The organism is Gammaproteobacteria bacterium (genome assembly GCA_016199745.1).
Lineage (GTDB): Bacteria > Pseudomonadota > Gammaproteobacteria > Acidiferrobacterales > Sulfurifustaceae > JACQFZ01.
In genome coordinates this window covers 111704-128258 of sequence record JACQFZ010000050.1, presented here as the reverse complement: position 1 = coordinate 128258, position 16555 = coordinate 111704, and the positions used below count along the sequence as shown (strand labels likewise).

Sequence of the window (16555 nt, the reverse complement as noted above, 5' to 3'; positions counted from 1 at the left end):
AACGCAAACCCACCCCCACCCCAGCCCTCCCCCTGAAGGGGAGGGAGCCGCAGCGGCGGCGCAATTTGCAGAGGAGAGATTTGAGATGGCATCACTGAACCCGACCGACTACGGAACCCCGGCCCGCGAATCCGAGCAGCTCGTCACGCTCGAAATCGACGGCATGAGCATCAGCGTTCCCGCCGGCACCTCGCTCATGCGCGCGGCGGTGGAGGCGGGTGTGAACGTCCCGAAGCTCTGCGCCACCGACAGCCTGGAATCGTTCGGCTCCTGTCGCCTGTGCTTGGTCGAAGTCGAAGGCCGTAAAGGTTATCCGGCGTCGTGTACGACGCTGGCCGAGCCGGGCATGAAAGTGAAGACCCAGAGCGACAAGCTCGCGCAAGTACGCCGCGGCGTCATGGAGCTCTACATCTCCGATCATCCGCTCGATTGCTTGACCTGCAGCGCCAACGGCAACTGCGAGCTGCAGGACATGGCCGGCGTCGTCGGTCTACGCGAAGTGCGCTACGGCTACGACGGCGAGAACCACTTGAAGTCCGAGAAGGACAACTCGAATCCGTATTTCAGCTTCGATCCGTCGAAGTGCATCGTCTGCTCCCGCTGTGTGCGCGCCTGCGAAGAAACCCAGGGCACGTTCGCGTTGACCATCGACGGTCGCGGCTTCGCCTCGGTCGTGTCGCCGGGTCAGAACCAAGACTTCATGGATTCCGAATGCGTCTCGTGCGGCGCCTGCATTCAGGCGTGCCCGACGGCGACGTTGATGGAAAAAACCGTGATCGAGAAGGGTCAGGCGGATCACGCTGTGGTCACGACCTGCGCGTACTGCGGCGTCGGCTGCTCGTTCCGCGCCGAGATGAAGGGTGCCGAAGTCGTGCGCATGGTGCCGCATAAAGACGGCCACGCGAACCACGGCCATTCGTGCGTGAAGGGCCGCTTCGCTTGGGGCTACGCGACGCACAAAGACCGCATCACCAAGCCGATGATCCGCTCGAAGATCAGCGAGCCGTGGCGCGAAGTGTCGTGGGACGAGGCGATCAATTACGCCGCGTCCGAGTTCAAGCGCATTCAAGGCAAGTACGGCAAAGACTCCATTGGCGGCATCACCTCGTCGCGTTGCACCAACGAAGAGGTCTATCTCGTTCAAAAGTTGATCCGTGCCGCCTTCGGCAACAACAACGTCGATACCTGCGCGCGCGTTTGCCACTCGCCGACCGGCTATGGCTTGAAGACCACGCTCGGTGAATCTGCCGGTACGCAAACCTTCGACTCCGTGGAAAAGGCCGACGTCATCGTCGTCATCGGCGCGAATCCGGCGGCCGCTCATCCGGTGTTCGCCTCACAGATGAAGCGCCGTCTGCGCGAGGGTGCGAAGTTGATTGTTGTCGATCCGCGCACCACCGAAATTGTCGACGGTCCGCACATCAAGGCGGATTACCATCTGAAGTTGCTTCCCGGCACGAACGTCGCCGTCATCAATGCCCTGGCGCATGTCATCGCCGCCGAAGGGTTGATCAAAGACGATTTCGTCGCCGAACGTTGCGACATGAAAGAGTTTGCCAAGTGGAAGGAATTCATCCTGAAGCCGGAGAACTCACCGGAAGCGATGGAGCCGATCACCGGTGTACCGGCGGCCGATATCCGCGGTGCCGCGCGCTTGTATGCCACCGGTGGCAACGGCGCCATCTATTACGGTCTTGGTGTCACCGAGCACAGCCAAGGTTCGACCATGGTCATGGGCATCGCCAATATCGCCATGGCGACCGGCAATATCGGTCGCGAAGGCGTCGGCGTCAATCCGTTGCGCGGTCAGAACAACGTGCAGGGTTCGTGCGATATGGGTTCGTTCCCGCACGAGTTGCCGGGCTACCGCCATATCTCCGACGTCACCACGCGCAAGTTATTTGAAAACGCGTGGGGTGTGACGCTGCAGGATGAACCTGGTCTACGCATTCCTAACATGTTCGAAGCCGCCATCGACGGCAGCTTCAAGGGCATGTACGTGCAGGGCGAAGACATCGCGCAGTCGGATCCGAATACGCAGCACGTGACCGCGGCGCTGACCTCGCTCGAATGCTTGGTGGTACAGGACCTGTTCCTGAACGAGACGGCGCGTTTCGCGCATGTGTTCTTGCCCGGCTCGTCGTTCCTCGAGAAGGACGGCACGTTTACCAACGCCGAGCGCCGCATCTCGCGCGTGCGCAAGGTGATGCCGCCGTTGCCTGGCAAGGGCGAGTGGGAAGCGACGATGGCGTTGTCGAACGCCCTCGGTTATCCGATGAACTACACGCATCCGTCCGAGATCATGGACGAGATAGCGCGGCTCACGCCGACGTTCACCGGCGTCAGCTACGAGAAGATCGACGAGCTCGGCAGTATTCAATGGCCGTGCAATGACAAGACGCCGGAAGGCACGCCGATCATGCACATTGACCAATTCGTGCGCGGCAAGGGCCGGTTCGTCATCACCCAATATGTGGCGACCGACGAGAAGGTTAACCAGCGTTATCCGTTGATTCTCACGACCGGTCGTATCCTGTCGCAATACAACGTCGGCGCGCAAACTCGCCGTACCTACAATAACTTTTGGCACAGCGAAGATCGTCTGGAAATCCATCCGCACGACGCCGAAGAGCGTGGCGTCAACGAGGGCGATTGGGTCGGTATCAGCAGCCGCGCCGGCGAGACGGTATTGCGCGCGACCGTTACCGATCGCGTGCAGCCGGGCGTGGTTTACACCACGTTCCACTTTCCGGAATCGGGCGCCAACGTCATCACCACCGAGAACTCCGATTGGGCGACCAACTGTCCGGAGTACAAGGTGACGGCGGTGCAGGTAACGCCGGTGTCGCAGCCGTCGGAGTGGCAGAAGCGCTTCCATCGTTTCCGCGACGAGCAGATCCAATTCGTCGAGCAGCGTACCAAGGCGGCGAAGGCGTCGTAACGTCGGAGATGCTGGTGAAGTTGCCCGCGCAAACCGGCAAGTACTCCGCCCAACATTGGGACGGGACGGCGACGTCGGCGGTGCAGGATGTCGTCGCCGAAGAGGTGCCGGTCGGTTTGTTCTACAACGGCGTATCGCATGCCGTGATGTTGGCGACGCCGCATGACCTCGAAGACTTCGCCTTCGGTTTTTCGTTGAGCGAAGGATTGGTGCCGAACACGCGCGATATTTATGACGTGCACGTGCGCACCACCGACATGGGCATCCAGGTTCTGCTCACGGTCGCGGAAAATCATTTCCTCGCGATCCAAGAACGTCGGCGCACGCTCGCTGGACGCACCGGCTGCGGCATCTGCGGCACCGAGAGTCTGGAGCAGGTGCTGCGGCCGTTGCCGGCGGTACCAAAGGGCACTGTCATTCATCCCGACGCGTTGCATCGTGCGTTCGCCGAATTGCCGAAGGGCCAACGTTTGAACACATTGACCGGCGCGGTCCACGCGGCGGCTTGGGCGACGCCGACAGGCGAAGTGCAACTCGTGCGCGAAGACGTCGGCCGGCACAACGCGTTAGATAAATTGATCGGCGCGATGGCCAAGCAGGGCGTGGCCTGCGACAGCGGCTTCGCCGTGCTTACCAGCCGCGCTAGTTGCGAAATGGTGCAAAAGGCAGCAACCGTTGGTATCCCGTTATTGGCGGCTATTTCCGCACCTACCGGTCTCGCTATCCGTTTGGCTCAGCAGAGCGGACTAACGCTAGTCGGCTTCGCACGCCAACACGGCCATACGGTTTATGCCGGGCCGGAACGAATTCAAACTAATCAGAGTCTCGACTGCGCATGAACGTAGAACATTTAGTGACGATGGCGAATCAGATCGGCGCCTTCTTCGAATCCCAGCCCGATCGCAACGAAGCCGTTGCCGGCGTTGCCGATCACCTGCGGCGTTTTTGGGATCCACGTATGCGGCGTGCAATTGTTGCGCACGTGCAAGGTGGCCATAACGACTTAAAGCAGATCGTGGCCGATGCGGTGAAAGTGCTGGCCGCCGAGCAAGCTGAAAGAAAAAACTAACGCTATTCGCGATTAAGTTAGTTTTTTTACCCAACCCTTTGCTCCTCGCCGGCACTCATGTCGGCGCATCGATGGCATGCGCCGGCTACCGCCCGTCCCAATGTCGTAAAAATTCAATAACCGGTCGTCTTACGTCGGCATACCGACACGTAAGTCACTTATACCTCCTCAGCAGTGCATAATCGATTTGTCGGCGTGGGTGCAGTTTGTTGTCGTTGGGAAGGGAGAACCAATCGTGAATGATCTTGCATGTTCACGAGCCGCTGCTGGTCCCGCGTCGGCGCCGTAATACACCGACGTAAGGGGCCACTAAGATGCGTGACCGAGTAAATCTCGAAGCGATGTCGGCCGACGATAGCGTCAGCCGCCGCGATTTTATGAAGCGGGCGCTGGCGCTGGGCGTCTCTGCTTCGCTTGCCGGCAGCATGTTGCCGCAAAACGCCAAAGCGGAAACTCCGAAGCGCGGCGGCCATCTCATCGTCGGCCTCAACGGCGCCAACCCCACCGATATTCTCGATCCGGCGACTTACACCGCGAGCCATCTGCAAATTATCGGCATGCAGCTCTATAACACGCTAACCGAAGTCGAAATTGGCCTCGATCTGCGGGCACAACCGGCGGCACATCCGGCGCTGGCGGAAAGTTGGGATGCCAAGCCCGGTGCTAAAGAATGGATCTTTAAAATCCGTAAGGGCGTAACGTTTCACAACGGCAAGACGCTTACCCCGGCCGACGTCGTTTATTCGCTCAATCATCACCGCAAGCCAGATTCCAAATCCGGTGCCAAGTCATTGCTGGCACAGATCGCCGACATCAAGGTGAGTGACAGGCACGAGGTAAAAATCACGCTCAATAGCGGCAACGCCGATATGGCTTACCTGTTGGCGGATTACCATCTTTGCATCGGACCCGAAGGTACGAACTTCCTCGATGGTATCGGCACCGGCGCCTACGTATTGGAGAAATACCAACCCGGTGTGCGCGGCCTGACGAAACGCTTTAAGAATCACTATCGTTCCGATCGTGGCTTCGTCGACTCGGTCGAGACCCGTGCAATCAATGATCCGGCCGCGCGTTTGAATGCGTTGCTCGATGGCTCGGTACACATCATCAACCGGGTCGATCCGAAGGCAGTGCTTTCGCTATCGCGCAACAACAAAGTCCAAGTATTCGAAATTGCCGGCAGCGCGCATTACTGTTTCCCGATGCGTTGTGATATCGCGCCGTTCGACAACAATGATTTGCGCCTCGCGCTCAAATACGCTGTCGATCGCGAGGCGATGGTGCAGCAAGTGTTATACGGTCACGGCAAGCCCGGCAAAGACGTGCCGATTTATAACTACGATCGGTTTTATGCCTCCGATTTGCGCCAACGTCGTTACGATCCCGATCTCGCGCAATTTCACTTTAAAAAATCCGGCCACAATGGACCGGTGGTATTGAGCGTATCCGACGGGGCTTTTACCGGTGCCGTCGCTTGTGCCGAGATTTTCCAGAGGAGTGCCAACGCTGCCGGTATTCCCTTGAAGGTCGAGAAGGTGCCGGCCGATGGTTACTGGGACAACGTATGGATGAAAAAGCCGTTCTGCGCGTCGTTCTGGGATGGCCGCGCGACGGCGGATCTTATGTTGTCGGTGGCTTATAAGTCCGATGCACCGTGGAACGAGTCGTTTTGGAAGCGCTCCGATTTCGACAAATTGCTCGAGGCCGCGCGTAGCGAGCTCGATTTTGTAAAGCGTCGGAAGATGTACTTCGATCTGCAGTCGATGGTTTACGAAGACGGCGGCGAAGTTATTCCCATGTTCAACAACACCATCGACGCCGGATCGAGTCAGGTTAAGGGCTTCCTGGCCCTACCGACCAACCCCGTCAGCGGCTATCGGGCACCCGAGAAGGTTTGGTTGGAGGCCTAGTTAGCCAATAAACGACAGGTTACCGCCCAATAAGCGGTCGCCTAATGATGTTCGGGTCTCCTTGCCTTTGGCAGTAAGCGGGGCAGGGAATTGATGCGCAACCTCAATGGGTTGCGCATTTTTTTTTGCCAAAAATTCGAGGGAATTCGGTACTTATTCCATCTTCGCCAATGTCGCTATTCGTTATTCGTTAACTGGGCAAATTGCTCGGCAATGTTCTATACCTCAATTACCCATAATTAATCTTCTAGGAGTTGCCGGTATGCGTGATTGGGAAGACCTCAAGGCGATGTTAACTGCGGGACGAATTAGCCGCCGCGACTTTTTGAAGCGATCGGCAGCGCTAGGTGTCTCGTTCGCTCTGGCGGACGGCGTGCTTTCCAAGACGGCATCGGCCGATGCCATTACACCGAAGCGCGGCGGTCATTTGATTCTTGGCGTCAACGGCGCCAGCCCACAAGATACGTTGGATCCGGCAAATATCGTCGCTGTGCATCTACAGATTGTCGGCATGCAGCTCTATAACGCTCTGGTTGAGGTCGATATCGGGTCCGATATCCGCGGCCGGCCGGTGGCGCAGCCAGCATTGGCCGAGAGTTGGGAAGCCAAGCCAGGCGCGAAAGAATGGACCATCAAGCTCCGCAAGGACGTGACGTTCCACAACGGCAAGTCGATGACGGCGGCGGATGTGGTTTATTCGCTCAATCATCATCGTAAGAAGGATTCGAAATCAAGCGCCAAGTCGTTGCTCGAGCCGATCATCGACATCAAGGCGACCGACAAGCATGAAGTAAAAATTACGCTCAACAGTGGTAATGCGGACATTCCGTATCTGCTCGCCGATTATCATCTGGCTATCGGGCCTGAGGGCACTAACTTTCTCGACGGCGTCGGTACCGGCGCGTATGTTTTGGAAAAGTTCGAGCCCGGTGTGCGCGGTCTAACCAAGCGCAACCCCAATCATTACCGCTCTGATCGCGGCTTCGTCGACTCGGTTGAAACACTCGCGATCAATGATCCGAAGGCGCGTATTGACGCGTTGTTGGCCGGCAAAGTGCATTTGATTAATCGTGTCGAAGCGAAATCGGTATTGGCGTTATCGCGCAACCCGGCTTGTCAGGTATTCGAAATTTCCGGCGGCGCGCATTACACGTTCCCGATGCGTTGCGATACCGCACCGTACAATAACAATAGTCTGCGACTCGCGTTGAAATGTGCAGTCGATCGCTACGCTATGGTCGACAAAGTGCTGTACGGCCATGGCAAGGTCGGCAAAGACGTGCCGATTTCGCCGTACGATCGTTTCCAAGCGGCCGATATTCCGCAACGTCAGTTCGATCCGGATTTAGCGAAGTTCCACTATAAGAAATCCGGACACAGTGGTCCGTTGGTGTTGTCGGTATCTGAAGGTGCGTTTACCGGCGCCGTCGCCTGCGCCGAGATTATCCAACAAGGTGCCGCCAAAGCCGGTATCAACGTGCAGCTCGACCGCGCCGCCGCGGAAACTTACTGGGACAACGTTTGGCTGAAGAAGCCTTGGTGCGCATCGTATTGGTCCGGTCGACCGACGGCCGATCTCATGTTATCGGTTGTTTATAAATCTGATGCGGCCTGGAACGAGTCGGCCTGGAAGCGTCCCGACTTCGACAAGTTACTCGCTGTCGCGCGCGCCGAGTTGGATTACGGCAAGCGCAAACAAATGTACCGCGATCTGCAAATGATGATTTACGAAGATGGCGGCGAGATCATCCCGATGTTCAACAATACGATCGATGCCGGTTCGAGCAAGGTCAAAGGCTTTAATGCGTTGCCGACCTACGAGTTGAGCGGTTATCGAGCGCCCGAAAAGGTTTGGTTGGAATAATTCGCTAATCCTCGGCAGACGGAATTGCCCGGCGACGCCCCCCAGAAGGGCGCGTCGCTCGTTTTTTAGTTTAAGGGTGCGTAATGGTATTCAGCATGATCTCCATAAGACGATGTCGCGCAATATTTCTCCACAGTTAACTCTTAAATAGTCGGGCCATTTACCATGTTCTGAGTGCTCTATATTTATGGAACCCGTTTCGATGCAATAGCCATCATGTCGCTGTCATCGCGGGCTTTGATCGATGTTCAACACTAATCGGTAGGAGGGTTGCGATGCGCGAGTGGGAAGACCTCAAAGCGATGTTGGCGTCCGGGAAGCTCAGCCGGCGTGATTTCATCAAGCGTTCGTTAGCGCTCGGAGTATCGGCGGCAACGGCCGGTACGTTGTTAGCCGGCGTGGCGCAGGCGGCTGAGCAGCCGAAGCGGGGCGGCCATCTGCTGCTGGGTCTTCATGGCGGTAGTAGCAGCGATAGCATCGACCCTGCGACTTACACGTCGTCGTTTATGCAGGTGATGGGCCAGCAGATCTTCAATCCTCTCCTCGAAGTCGACGTCGGCGCAGATGTGCGCGCCCGGCCGAAGCTTACGGCGGCCCTGGCGGAGAGCTGGCAAGGCAAGCCCGGCGCCAAGGAGTGGGTGATGAAGCTGCGCAAAGACGTCACCTTCAGTAACGGCAAGACGATGACGCCGGAAGATGTTATCTATTCGATCAACCATCACCGCGGTAAAGATTCCAAGTCGGGTGCCAAAGCCTATTTAACATCGGTAACGGACATTAAGGCGACTGGCAAGGACGAGGTCACCATTACGCTTGATGCCGGCAACGCTGACTTGCCTTTCATTTTGGCGGATTTCCACCTACAGATTGTGCCGGAGGGCGATAAGTTCGACGGCAAAGTGACTACCGGGCCATACGTTGTCGAAGACTTCGAGCCTGGTGTGCGGTTAATCCTCAAGCGCAACCCCAACCATTTCCGCAAGGACCGCGGTTTCGTGGATTCAATGGAAGCACTGGCGATCAACGATGCGACGGCGCGTATTAATGCGCTGAACAGCGGCTCAGTTCACATCATCAATCGCGTCGATCCGAAGTCGGTGTTGTCGTTGTCGCGTAACCCCAAACTGCAGTTGTTCGAGATCACCGCTGGTGCGCACTACACGTTCCCAATGCGCTGCGATACGGCACCGTTTAATAATATAGATGTGCGGCTCGCGCTTAAATATGCGATCGATCGTCAAGCCATCGTCGATCGCGTCTTGTTAGGACACGGTAAGATCGGCAACGATAATCCGATTGCTTCGCATTATCTGTATTACGCCTCCAATATTCAACAGCGCCCGTACGATCCAGACCGCGCCAAGCATCACATGAAGCGGTCCGGCTACAGTGGACCGATCGTGCTCAGCATCTCCGACGCCGCCTTTACCGGCGCAATTGACACTGCGCAAATCTTTCAAGGGAGCGCGGCCAAGGCTGGCATCAAGTTGGAGATCGATCGTGTGCCGGCCGACGGGTATTGGGACAACGTATGGATGAAAAAGCCGTTCTGTGGTTCCTATTGGGAAGGTCGCGCGACGGTCGACCTGATGTTGTCGGTGGCCTATACGTCAGATGCGGCGTGGAACGAGGCATTCTGGAAGCGGCCGGACTTTGACAAATTGTTAGCCGCGGCGCGCGTCGAGCTCAATTCGGGCAAGCGCATGAAGATGTATCACGACTTGCAAGCCATGGTGGTCGACGACTGCGGTGAGCTCATCCCGATGTTCAACAGCACGATCGACGCAGGCTCGAAGCAGGTGAAGGGCTTCGTGCCGTCGCCGGTCTATCAAATGGGCGGAGGACTTGGACCGCAAAAGGTCTGGCTCGATACCTAAAGGGCGTCAGTAGCGGTACAGCAACCATCCGTAGCCGGTTGGTTACGGATGGTTTTTTTTGCTTATTTTGACATTGCCAGGCCATATTCCGCGGCGGCGCTTTCCAACCACAGCCAGAGATAGTCCGAGAAGCTGCGGCGGACAACGATCTCATAGGTCGGCTCGCCGTCGAGCTGGCGGATTAAGATCGGCGCCTTGGCGAGATGAGTTTGCGCGCACTGGCCGACGCGGAACGACCGTGGATGTAGATCGAGCGGGCATTCCTTCGTAAACAAGGCACGGGCAGAGCGCCCGCGGAACACCAGCACGGTCTGGCCGCCGCTGACTTCCGTCACGGCAACGAATAAACCTGCCAACGCCTTGCGCAGCTCGCCGACCAGGGCGGTTGCACGCTCGCCGGTGGTGACGATCAACCACTCGTTCGGGCCGAGCCAATAAACGGTATTGCCTTGCGCCTCGTGCACTGTGTTCGCGGCCGTCGGCACATCGACGCCAAGGACCTGGCTGGCAGCGCTGACGAAGCGCGGGTCTTGGGCATCGCCACGCAAGTTGACGTGGCCGAGCAGGGCGCGTTCGTTGACGATGACACCGGCGTTGCCAGTGCCCTTGGCGGCGCGCTCGTTGAGCTTGAATCGAACCAGCGGGCTTTCCGCTACGACGGTATTAGACATTTTGACGTGCTCCTTCCGGATCGACAAACACCGAGCCGGTGATAGTGGCGGTGATGACACGACCGTCCGCCAGCGGGCATTGAACCTTCTCGCCCATGCGCTTGCGGCCGCCTTTGACCATGGCCATGGCGATCGAGTGACCGAGGAAGGCGCTGTAGTAGCTCGACGTTACGTGGCCGATCATCGGTGTTGGGATCGGCACCGTGCTGTCGGTGACGACCTGGGCACCTTCCGGAATGACTTCCTTCGGGTTCTCGGTCAGCAGGCCGACCAAGTGCTTGCGGTTGTCGCGCGCGGTATCGGAGCGCGATAACGAGCGCCGGCCGAGGAAGTCTTTGCCTTTGGTAATGGCCCACTCCATACCGAGGTCGATCGGTGTGACCGAGCCGTCGGTGTCTTGGCCGACGATCACGTAACCCTTCTCGGCGCGCAGCACGTGTAAGGTCTCAGTGCCGTACGGCGTGATGTCGTATGGCTTACCTGCTGCCATCAGCGCTTCCCACACATGTCGACCATAGTTGGCGTTGATGTTGACTTCGTAGGCGAGCTCACCGGAGAAGCTGATGCGCATGATGCGCGCCGGCACGCCGGCGACGGTGCCTTCTCGGTACGCCATGAACGGGAACGCTTCCGGCGAGAAGTCGACGTCTTTGCAGACACCTTGCAACACCTTGCGGCTGTTCGGGCCGACGACGGCTGGTGTCACCCAATGATCGGTGACGGACGTGAGGTAAACCTTGAGGTGCGGCCACTCGGTTTGCAGCCAGCGCTCGAGCCACGACATAACGCGCGCGGCGCCGCCGGTGGTGGTGGTCATCAAGAAATGATTTTCGGCGAGACGCGTGGTGACACCGTCGTCGAACACCATGCCGTTCTCGTCGAGCATGAAGCCGTAACGGCACTTGCCGACGCCGAGCTTGGTCCACGAGTTGGTGTAGACCCAGTTCAAGAACGTGGTGGCGTCCGGACCTTGGATGTCGATCTTACCGAGGGTCGAGGCATCCATGATGCCGCAGCTCTTGCGTGTTGCCACGCACTCGCGGTTGACGGCGTCGTGCAGCGATTCGCCGTTCTTCGGGAAATACCAAGGACGCTTCCATTGGCCGACGTTTTCGAACAGCGCGCCGTTCTCTTCGTGCCATTGGTGAATCGCGGTTTTGCGAATCGGATCGAGCAAATCATTCAGCTCGCGGCCGGCGATCGAACCAAACGTGACCGGCGTGTAGTTCGGACGGAACGTAGTGGTGCCGGTGCTCGGGATATCTTGGCCCAACGTTTGCGCCAGGATCGCCATGCCGTTGATGTTACCGAGCTTGCCTTGATCGGTGCCGAAGCCGAGCGCGGTGTAGCGCTTGACGTGCTCGATCGAGCGGTAGCCTTCGGCGGCGGCGAGCGCGATGTCGGAGGCGCCGACGTCGTTTTGCAGATCGACGAACCGCTTCGGACCGCGGCTGATCGGATAGGTCGACGGCACGACCCAAAGCGGCTTCAGCGCCTGCTCTGCCGGTTGTTGTGCCTTCGGTAGGGGCGGGATGGTGGCGTTGCTAAAGCCGGCGAGGCGTGCCGCCTCGGTACCGGCGCTCAAGCCTTCGTTCAGGCATGCGGCCAACGCGAAGCTGCCGTTACCGGCGCCGATCGAACGCTCGGCTTGCACCGATGTGCCGGGTACGAAGCAGGCCTTCGCTTCATCGAAGCGGGCCTTGCCGCCCGATTGTGCATGCAGATGCACGGCCGGGCTCCAGCCGCCGGAAATGGCCACCAGGTCGCACGAGATCGTTTGTGCCGAGCCGGTGACGCCGTTGCCGGCAAGCGTCATGACTTTGACGCCGCTGACGCGCTTGCAGCCATCGACGTCGACGACGACCGAGTTATCGATGATTTTGATTCCAGCCGTGCGCGCTTGCTGCGCTAGCTCGCCTTGCGGCTGGCTGCGCGGGTCGACGATTGCGGCCACGGTGATACCGGCGGCAGCGAGATCGAGCGCGGTTTGATAGGCGCTGTCGTTGTTGGTGAAGACGACGGCATTGACGCCGAGGTGCACGCCATATCGGTTCAAGTAAGTCGATACGGCCGACGCCAGCATTATGCCAGGGCGATCGTTGTTGCCGAACACCAGCGGCCGTTCGATAGCGCCGGTCGCCAATATCACTTGCTTGGCACGCACACGCCATACGCGCTCGCGCGCGCCTTTGCGGTTAGCGATTGGCAGGTGATCGGTTAGGCGCTGGTTGATCGTTACGTAGTTGTAGTCGTGATAACCGAAGACGGTGCTGCGCGAGAGCAGTTGCACGTCCGGCATCGAGCGCAGCTCGGCCAGAGTACGTTCGACCCACACATTCGGCGCGACGCCGTCGATGGTCTCGGTCGTTCCGCGCACGCTCAGTAGGCGGCCGCCGAATTCGTTTTGCTCATCGGCGATGATTACACGTGCGCCGGCACGACCGGCAGCGAGCGCAGCGGCCAAGCCGGCGACACCGCCACCGGCGACCAATACGTCGCAGTGGGCGTAGGTCTTGTCGTAATGATCGGGATCAGCGACTTCCGGCGATTTGCCGAAACCGGCGCCTTTGCGGATGAAATGTTCGTACGTCATCCACAACGACTTCGGCCACATGAAGGTCTTGTAGTAGAAGCCGGCGGGCATGAAACGCGCGAACTTGCTGGTGATCGACATCAAGTCGAAGTCGACACTCGGCCAGCAGTTGACGCTACTCGCGCTCAGGCCTTCATACAACTCGATTTCGGTCGCGCGCGCGTTCGGTACGGTGTAAGCACCGGTTTCGAGCTGCACGATCGCGCTCGGTTCTTCGACACCGCTCGAGACGATGCCGCGCGGGCGATGGTATTTCCAGCTGCGCGCCACCAGTGACACGCCGTTGGCGAGCAGGGCAGAGGCGAGCGTGTCGCCAGCATGGCCTTGGTACTGCTTGCCGTTGAAGGTAAACGAAATCTTTTTGCTGCGGTCGATGCGACCGCCGTTATCTAAACGGTGCTGACTCACGCGCCACCTCTTAAACCGCAAAGCGAACCGACTTGCCCTGTCCCCTTGTGCTGCGCACGGATGCGCGAATGTCGCGGGCGCAGGAGCGACCGGGACAGGGGTAGAGGAGAGGGGATGTTGAACGAAGGCAACGCCGATTCACGGCCGCCGTTCGTAATCGAAGGTGCAATCATTCAGCCGCTCCCGGCGCTTTTTCGCCGACCTTGTAGACGGATTTGATTCGGTAAGTCACGGTATCGCGCTCGGCATTGAACCAGCGCCGGCAACCCATCGCGTGGTTCCATTGCTCGAGGTGACGACCTTTGGAATTTTTGCGCATGAATACGTAATCGCCCCACTCGGCGTCGTTCATCGCGTCGGTATCGAGCGGACGCACGATGTGCGCTTCGCCGCCGTAGGAGAATTCGGTTTGCGACCGTACACCGCACCAGGGACAGGTGATCAATAACATAGTGATGACTCCGGTTAGTGCGCTACTGCCGCCGCCCCATGCTCATCGATGAGGTGGCCGGTGGAGAATCGCTCGATAGAGAACGCTGAGTTGAGGTCGTGCGGGCGATCTTGCGCGACCGTGTGCGCAAACACCCAACCCGAACCCGGTGTGGCTTTGAAGCCGCCGGTGCCCCAACCGCAGTTGAAGTAGAGGCCTTTGATCGGCGTCGTGCTGATGATCGGGCACGCATCCGGGCAGACGTCGACGATGCCGCCCCATTGGCGGTTCATGCGCACGCGGCTGAACATCGGGAACAGCTCGCAGATTGCTGACAGTGTGCCTTCGATGATCGAGAAGCTGCCGCGTTGGCCGTAGCCGACGTAGGAATCGATACCGGCGCCGATGACGAGATCGCCCTTATCGGATTGGCTGATGTAACCGTGCACCGCGCCCGACATGACGACGGTGTGCAATACCGGCTTGATCGGTTCGGACACGAGCGCTTGCAACGGATGGCTTTCGACCGGCAAGCGAAGGTCGGCCATGTTGGCGATTACGCTCGAATTACCGGCAGCGACCACCGCGACTTTCTTCGCCTTGATGAAACCTTTGCTGGTCTCGACGCCGACGACCTTGCCGCCTTCGCGACGGATGCCGGTGACTTCGCATTGCTGAATGATGTCGACCCCACGCGCATCGGCACCGCGGGCAAAGCCCCAGGCGACTGCGTCGTGACGGGCGACGCCGGCGCGACGTTGCAACGAGGCGCCGAGGATCGGGTAACGCGCGTTCGGCGAGTCGTTGATGATCGGCACCATTTCTTTAACTTGGCGCGCGTTCAGTACTTCGCCGTCGACGCCGTTCAAGCGATTGGCGTTAACGCGGCGCTCGATGTCGCGCATGTCTTGCAGCGAGTGACCTAAGTTCAACACACCGCGTTGGCTGAACATGACGTTGTAGTTCAGGTCTTGCGACAACCCTTCCCACAGCTTCATGGATTTTTCGTAGAGGTGAGTCGCTTCGTCCCACAGATAATTGGAACGCACGATGGTCGTGTTACGACCGGTGTTGCCGCCGCCGATGTAGCCTTTCTCGATCACGGCGACGTTGGTGATGCCGTGCTCTTTGGCGAGGTAGTACGCGGTGGCAAGGCCGTGGCCGCCGCCGCCGACGATGATGACGTCGTACTCGCGCTTAGGCTCAGGGCTGCGCCAGGCGGTTTGCCAATTTTCGTGATAGGAGAGGGCGTTGCGAACTAGGCTGAATAGCGAGTATTTATTCATGCGTTAACCATGTTTGGCACGTCGTTGAAATTTGCGCGCCCCTCCCCCCTTGCGGGGGAGGGAGACCCTACGTTTTTAGCACTCGATTACGTTTACCGCGAGACCACCACGAGAAGTCTCTTTGTACTTCGTCTGCATATCGGCGCCGGTCTCGCGCATGGTCTTGATCACCTTGTCGAGCGAGACGAAGTGCTTGCCATCGCCGCGCAACGCCATGCGTGCTGCATTGATCGCCTTGATCGAGCCCATCGCGTTGCGCTCGATGCAGGGCACTTGTACCAGACCGCCGACCGGATCGCACGTGAGACCTAAGTTGTGCTCCATGCCGATTTCGGCAGCGTTCTCGACTTGTTCCGGCGTACCGCCCGTGACCTCGGCGATGGCACCGGCCGCCATAGAGCAGGCGACGCCGACCTCACCTTGGCAACCGACTTCGGCGCCGGAGATCGAGGCGTTTTCTTTATATAGGATACCGATGGCACCGGCGGTCAGCAGGAAGCGAACCACACCATCATCATTGGCACCGTGAATAAAACGATAGTAGTAGTGCAGTACTGCCGGGATGATTCCAGCCGCGCCATTGGTTGGCGCAGTTACGACACGACCGCCAGCGGCGTTTTCTTCGTTTACCGCAAGCGCATACAGGTTGACCCAATCCATCGCGGTCAGCGGGTCGCGCAGCGCCGCCTCGGGCGAGCCACTCAACTTGCGGTACATCTCGGCGGCGCGGCGTTTCACTTTCATGCCGCCCGGCAACACGCCTTCTTGCTGGTAACCGCGTTTGACGCAATCTTGCATCGCTTGCCATATCTTTAGCAGACCGGCCCGAGTCTCTGCTTCCGGCCGCCAGGCCTTCTCGTTTTCCAGCATGATCTGGCTGAAGGACAACTTGTGTTCTTGGCACAAGCGCAATAAGTCGGCACCCGACTTGAATGGATAGCGCAGTGGCGTCTCGTCTGGGACGATGCGATCGGCGCCGGCCGCGGCTTCGTCGACGACGAAGCCGCCACCGACGGAGTAATAAATCTTTTTATAGAGCTCGGTCCCGACGCCGTCAGACGCCGTAAAGCACATACCGTTCGGGTGAAACGGCAGCGTTTCCTTACGATGGAAGATGAGCTGTTTGGGCTCATCGAAATCGATGCGATGCGTGCCGAGCAGAGTCAGGGCCTTTTGCGAGCGGATCTGTTGCAGTCGATCGGCGATGAGTGCCGGGTCGATTTGATCCGGCGCTTCGCCTTCCAGTCCGAGCAAAACCGCTTTGTCGCTACCGTGACCCTTACCGGTAGCACCGAGCGAACCGTACAAATCGATTCGAACGGAACGAACCTTGTCCAGTAAATTTTGCTCTTGGAGGCCGCGGGCAAACGTCAGCGAGGCTTTCATGGGGCCCACCGTATGCGAGCTGGATGGGCCGATACCGATCTTGAACAAATCAAAAACGCTAATGGCCATTGGACTATCCGGTTAAACCCCCTCTCCCGGGCAGGAGAGGGGTTACAT

General features: G+C 58.7%; 11 protein-coding genes. 6 read left to right on the top strand and 5 right to left on the bottom strand.

The genetic code is table 11. The annotated features are described in order from the left end of the window. Positions 1-85 precede the first annotated feature (85 nt). The 6 genes from fdhF to HY308_13660 all read left to right on the top strand — a co-directional run bounded on the left by fdhF (position 86) and on the right by HY308_13660 (position 9664). On the top strand, positions 86-2941 hold the full coding sequence (gene fdhF / locus HY308_13685) for a formate dehydrogenase subunit alpha (GenBank protein MBI3899331.1): 2856 nt from the start codon (positions 86-88) through the stop codon (positions 2939-2941). 8 nt (positions 2942-2949) lie between these two features. Continuing rightward, positions 2950-3780 (top strand): formate dehydrogenase accessory sulfurtransferase FdhD, encoded by an 831-nt coding sequence (gene fdhD / locus HY308_13680; GenBank protein MBI3899330.1) that lies wholly within the window; start codon positions 2950-2952, stop codon positions 3778-3780. Beyond that, on the top strand, positions 3777-4010 hold the full coding sequence (locus HY308_13675) for a formate dehydrogenase subunit delta (protein ID MBI3899329.1): 234 nt from the start codon (positions 3777-3779) through the stop codon (positions 4008-4010). The genes fdhD and HY308_13675 overlap by 4 nt, the downstream gene beginning before the upstream one ends. A gap of 314 nt (positions 4011-4324) precedes the next feature. Continuing rightward, entirely contained in the window at positions 4325-5923 is a 1599-nt protein-coding gene (locus tag HY308_13670; GenBank protein ID MBI3899328.1) for an ABC transporter substrate-binding protein, read from the top strand. A 289-nt stretch (positions 5924-6212) separates the two neighbouring features. Beyond that, on the top strand, positions 6213-7787 hold the full coding sequence (locus tag HY308_13665; protein ID MBI3899327.1) for a twin-arginine translocation signal domain-containing protein: 1575 nt from the start codon (positions 6213-6215) through the stop codon (positions 7785-7787). A 275-nt stretch (positions 7788-8062) separates the two neighbouring features. Then, complete coding sequence (locus tag HY308_13660; GenBank protein MBI3899326.1) at positions 8063-9664, top strand: twin-arginine translocation signal domain-containing protein; 1602 nt, start codon at positions 8063-8065, stop codon at positions 9662-9664. A gap of 62 nt (positions 9665-9726) precedes the next feature. Here the strand turns inward: HY308_13660 and HY308_13655 are convergent, their stop codons facing one another. The 5 genes from HY308_13655 to HY308_13635 form a co-directional block, all read right to left on the bottom strand. After that, a complete protein-coding gene (locus HY308_13655) occupies positions 9727-10335 on the bottom strand; it encodes a sarcosine oxidase subunit gamma (GenBank protein ID MBI3899325.1) in 609 nt (202 codons plus the stop codon). Further along, positions 10328-13336: a sarcosine oxidase subunit alpha family protein gene (locus HY308_13650; protein MBI3899324.1), complete on the bottom strand. Its 3009-nt coding sequence runs from the start codon at positions 13334-13336 to the stop codon at positions 10328-10330. The genes HY308_13655 and HY308_13650 overlap by 8 nt, the downstream gene beginning before the upstream one ends. 169 nt (positions 13337-13505) lie before the next feature. Beyond that, on the bottom strand, positions 13506-13787 hold the full coding sequence (locus HY308_13645) for a sarcosine oxidase subunit delta (protein MBI3899323.1): 282 nt from the start codon (positions 13785-13787) through the stop codon (positions 13506-13508). Between the two features lie 14 nt (positions 13788-13801). Beyond that, positions 13802-15052: a sarcosine oxidase subunit beta family protein gene (locus HY308_13640; protein ID MBI3899322.1), complete on the bottom strand. Its 1251-nt coding sequence runs from the start codon at positions 15050-15052 to the stop codon at positions 13802-13804. A 75-nt stretch (positions 15053-15127) separates the two neighbouring features. Further along, positions 15128-16507: an L-serine ammonia-lyase gene (locus HY308_13635; GenBank protein MBI3899321.1), complete on the bottom strand. Its 1380-nt coding sequence runs from the start codon at positions 16505-16507 to the stop codon at positions 15128-15130. Between the last annotated feature and the right edge of the window lie 48 nt (positions 16508-16555).

Excerpts from the sequence above, each read along its gene's own strand:
- HY308_13670 (MBI3899328.1), top strand. The coding sequence starts at position 4,325 with ATGCGTGACCGAGTAAATCTCGAAGCGATGTCGGCCGACGATAGCGTC.
- HY308_13635 (MBI3899321.1), bottom strand. The coding sequence starts at position 16,507 with ATGGCCATTAGCGTTTTTGATTTGTTCAAGATCGGTATCGGCCCATCC.
- HY308_13665 (MBI3899327.1), top strand. The coding sequence starts at position 6,213 with ATGTTAACTGCGGGACGAATTAGCCGCCGCGACTTTTTGAAGCGATCG.
- HY308_13675 (MBI3899329.1), top strand. The coding sequence starts at position 3,777 with ATGAACGTAGAACATTTAGTGACGATGGCGAATCAGATCGGCGCCTTC.
- fdhD (MBI3899330.1), top strand. The coding sequence starts at position 2,950 with ATGCTGGTGAAGTTGCCCGCGCAAACCGGCAAGTACTCCGCCCAACAT.
- HY308_13640 (MBI3899322.1), bottom strand. The coding sequence starts at position 15,052 with ATGAATAAATACTCGCTATTCAGCCTAGTTCGCAACGCCCTCTCCTAT.
- HY308_13660 (MBI3899326.1), top strand. The coding sequence starts at position 8,063 with ATGCGCGAGTGGGAAGACCTCAAAGCGATGTTGGCGTCCGGGAAGCTC.
- fdhF (MBI3899331.1), top strand. The coding sequence starts at position 86 with ATGGCATCACTGAACCCGACCGACTACGGAACCCCGGCCCGCGAATCC.
- HY308_13645 (MBI3899323.1), bottom strand. The coding sequence starts at position 13,787 with ATGTTATTGATCACCTGTCCCTGGTGCGGTGTACGGTCGCAAACCGAA.
- HY308_13655 (MBI3899325.1), bottom strand. The coding sequence starts at position 10,335 with ATGTCTAATACCGTCGTAGCGGAAAGCCCGCTGGTTCGATTCAAGCTC.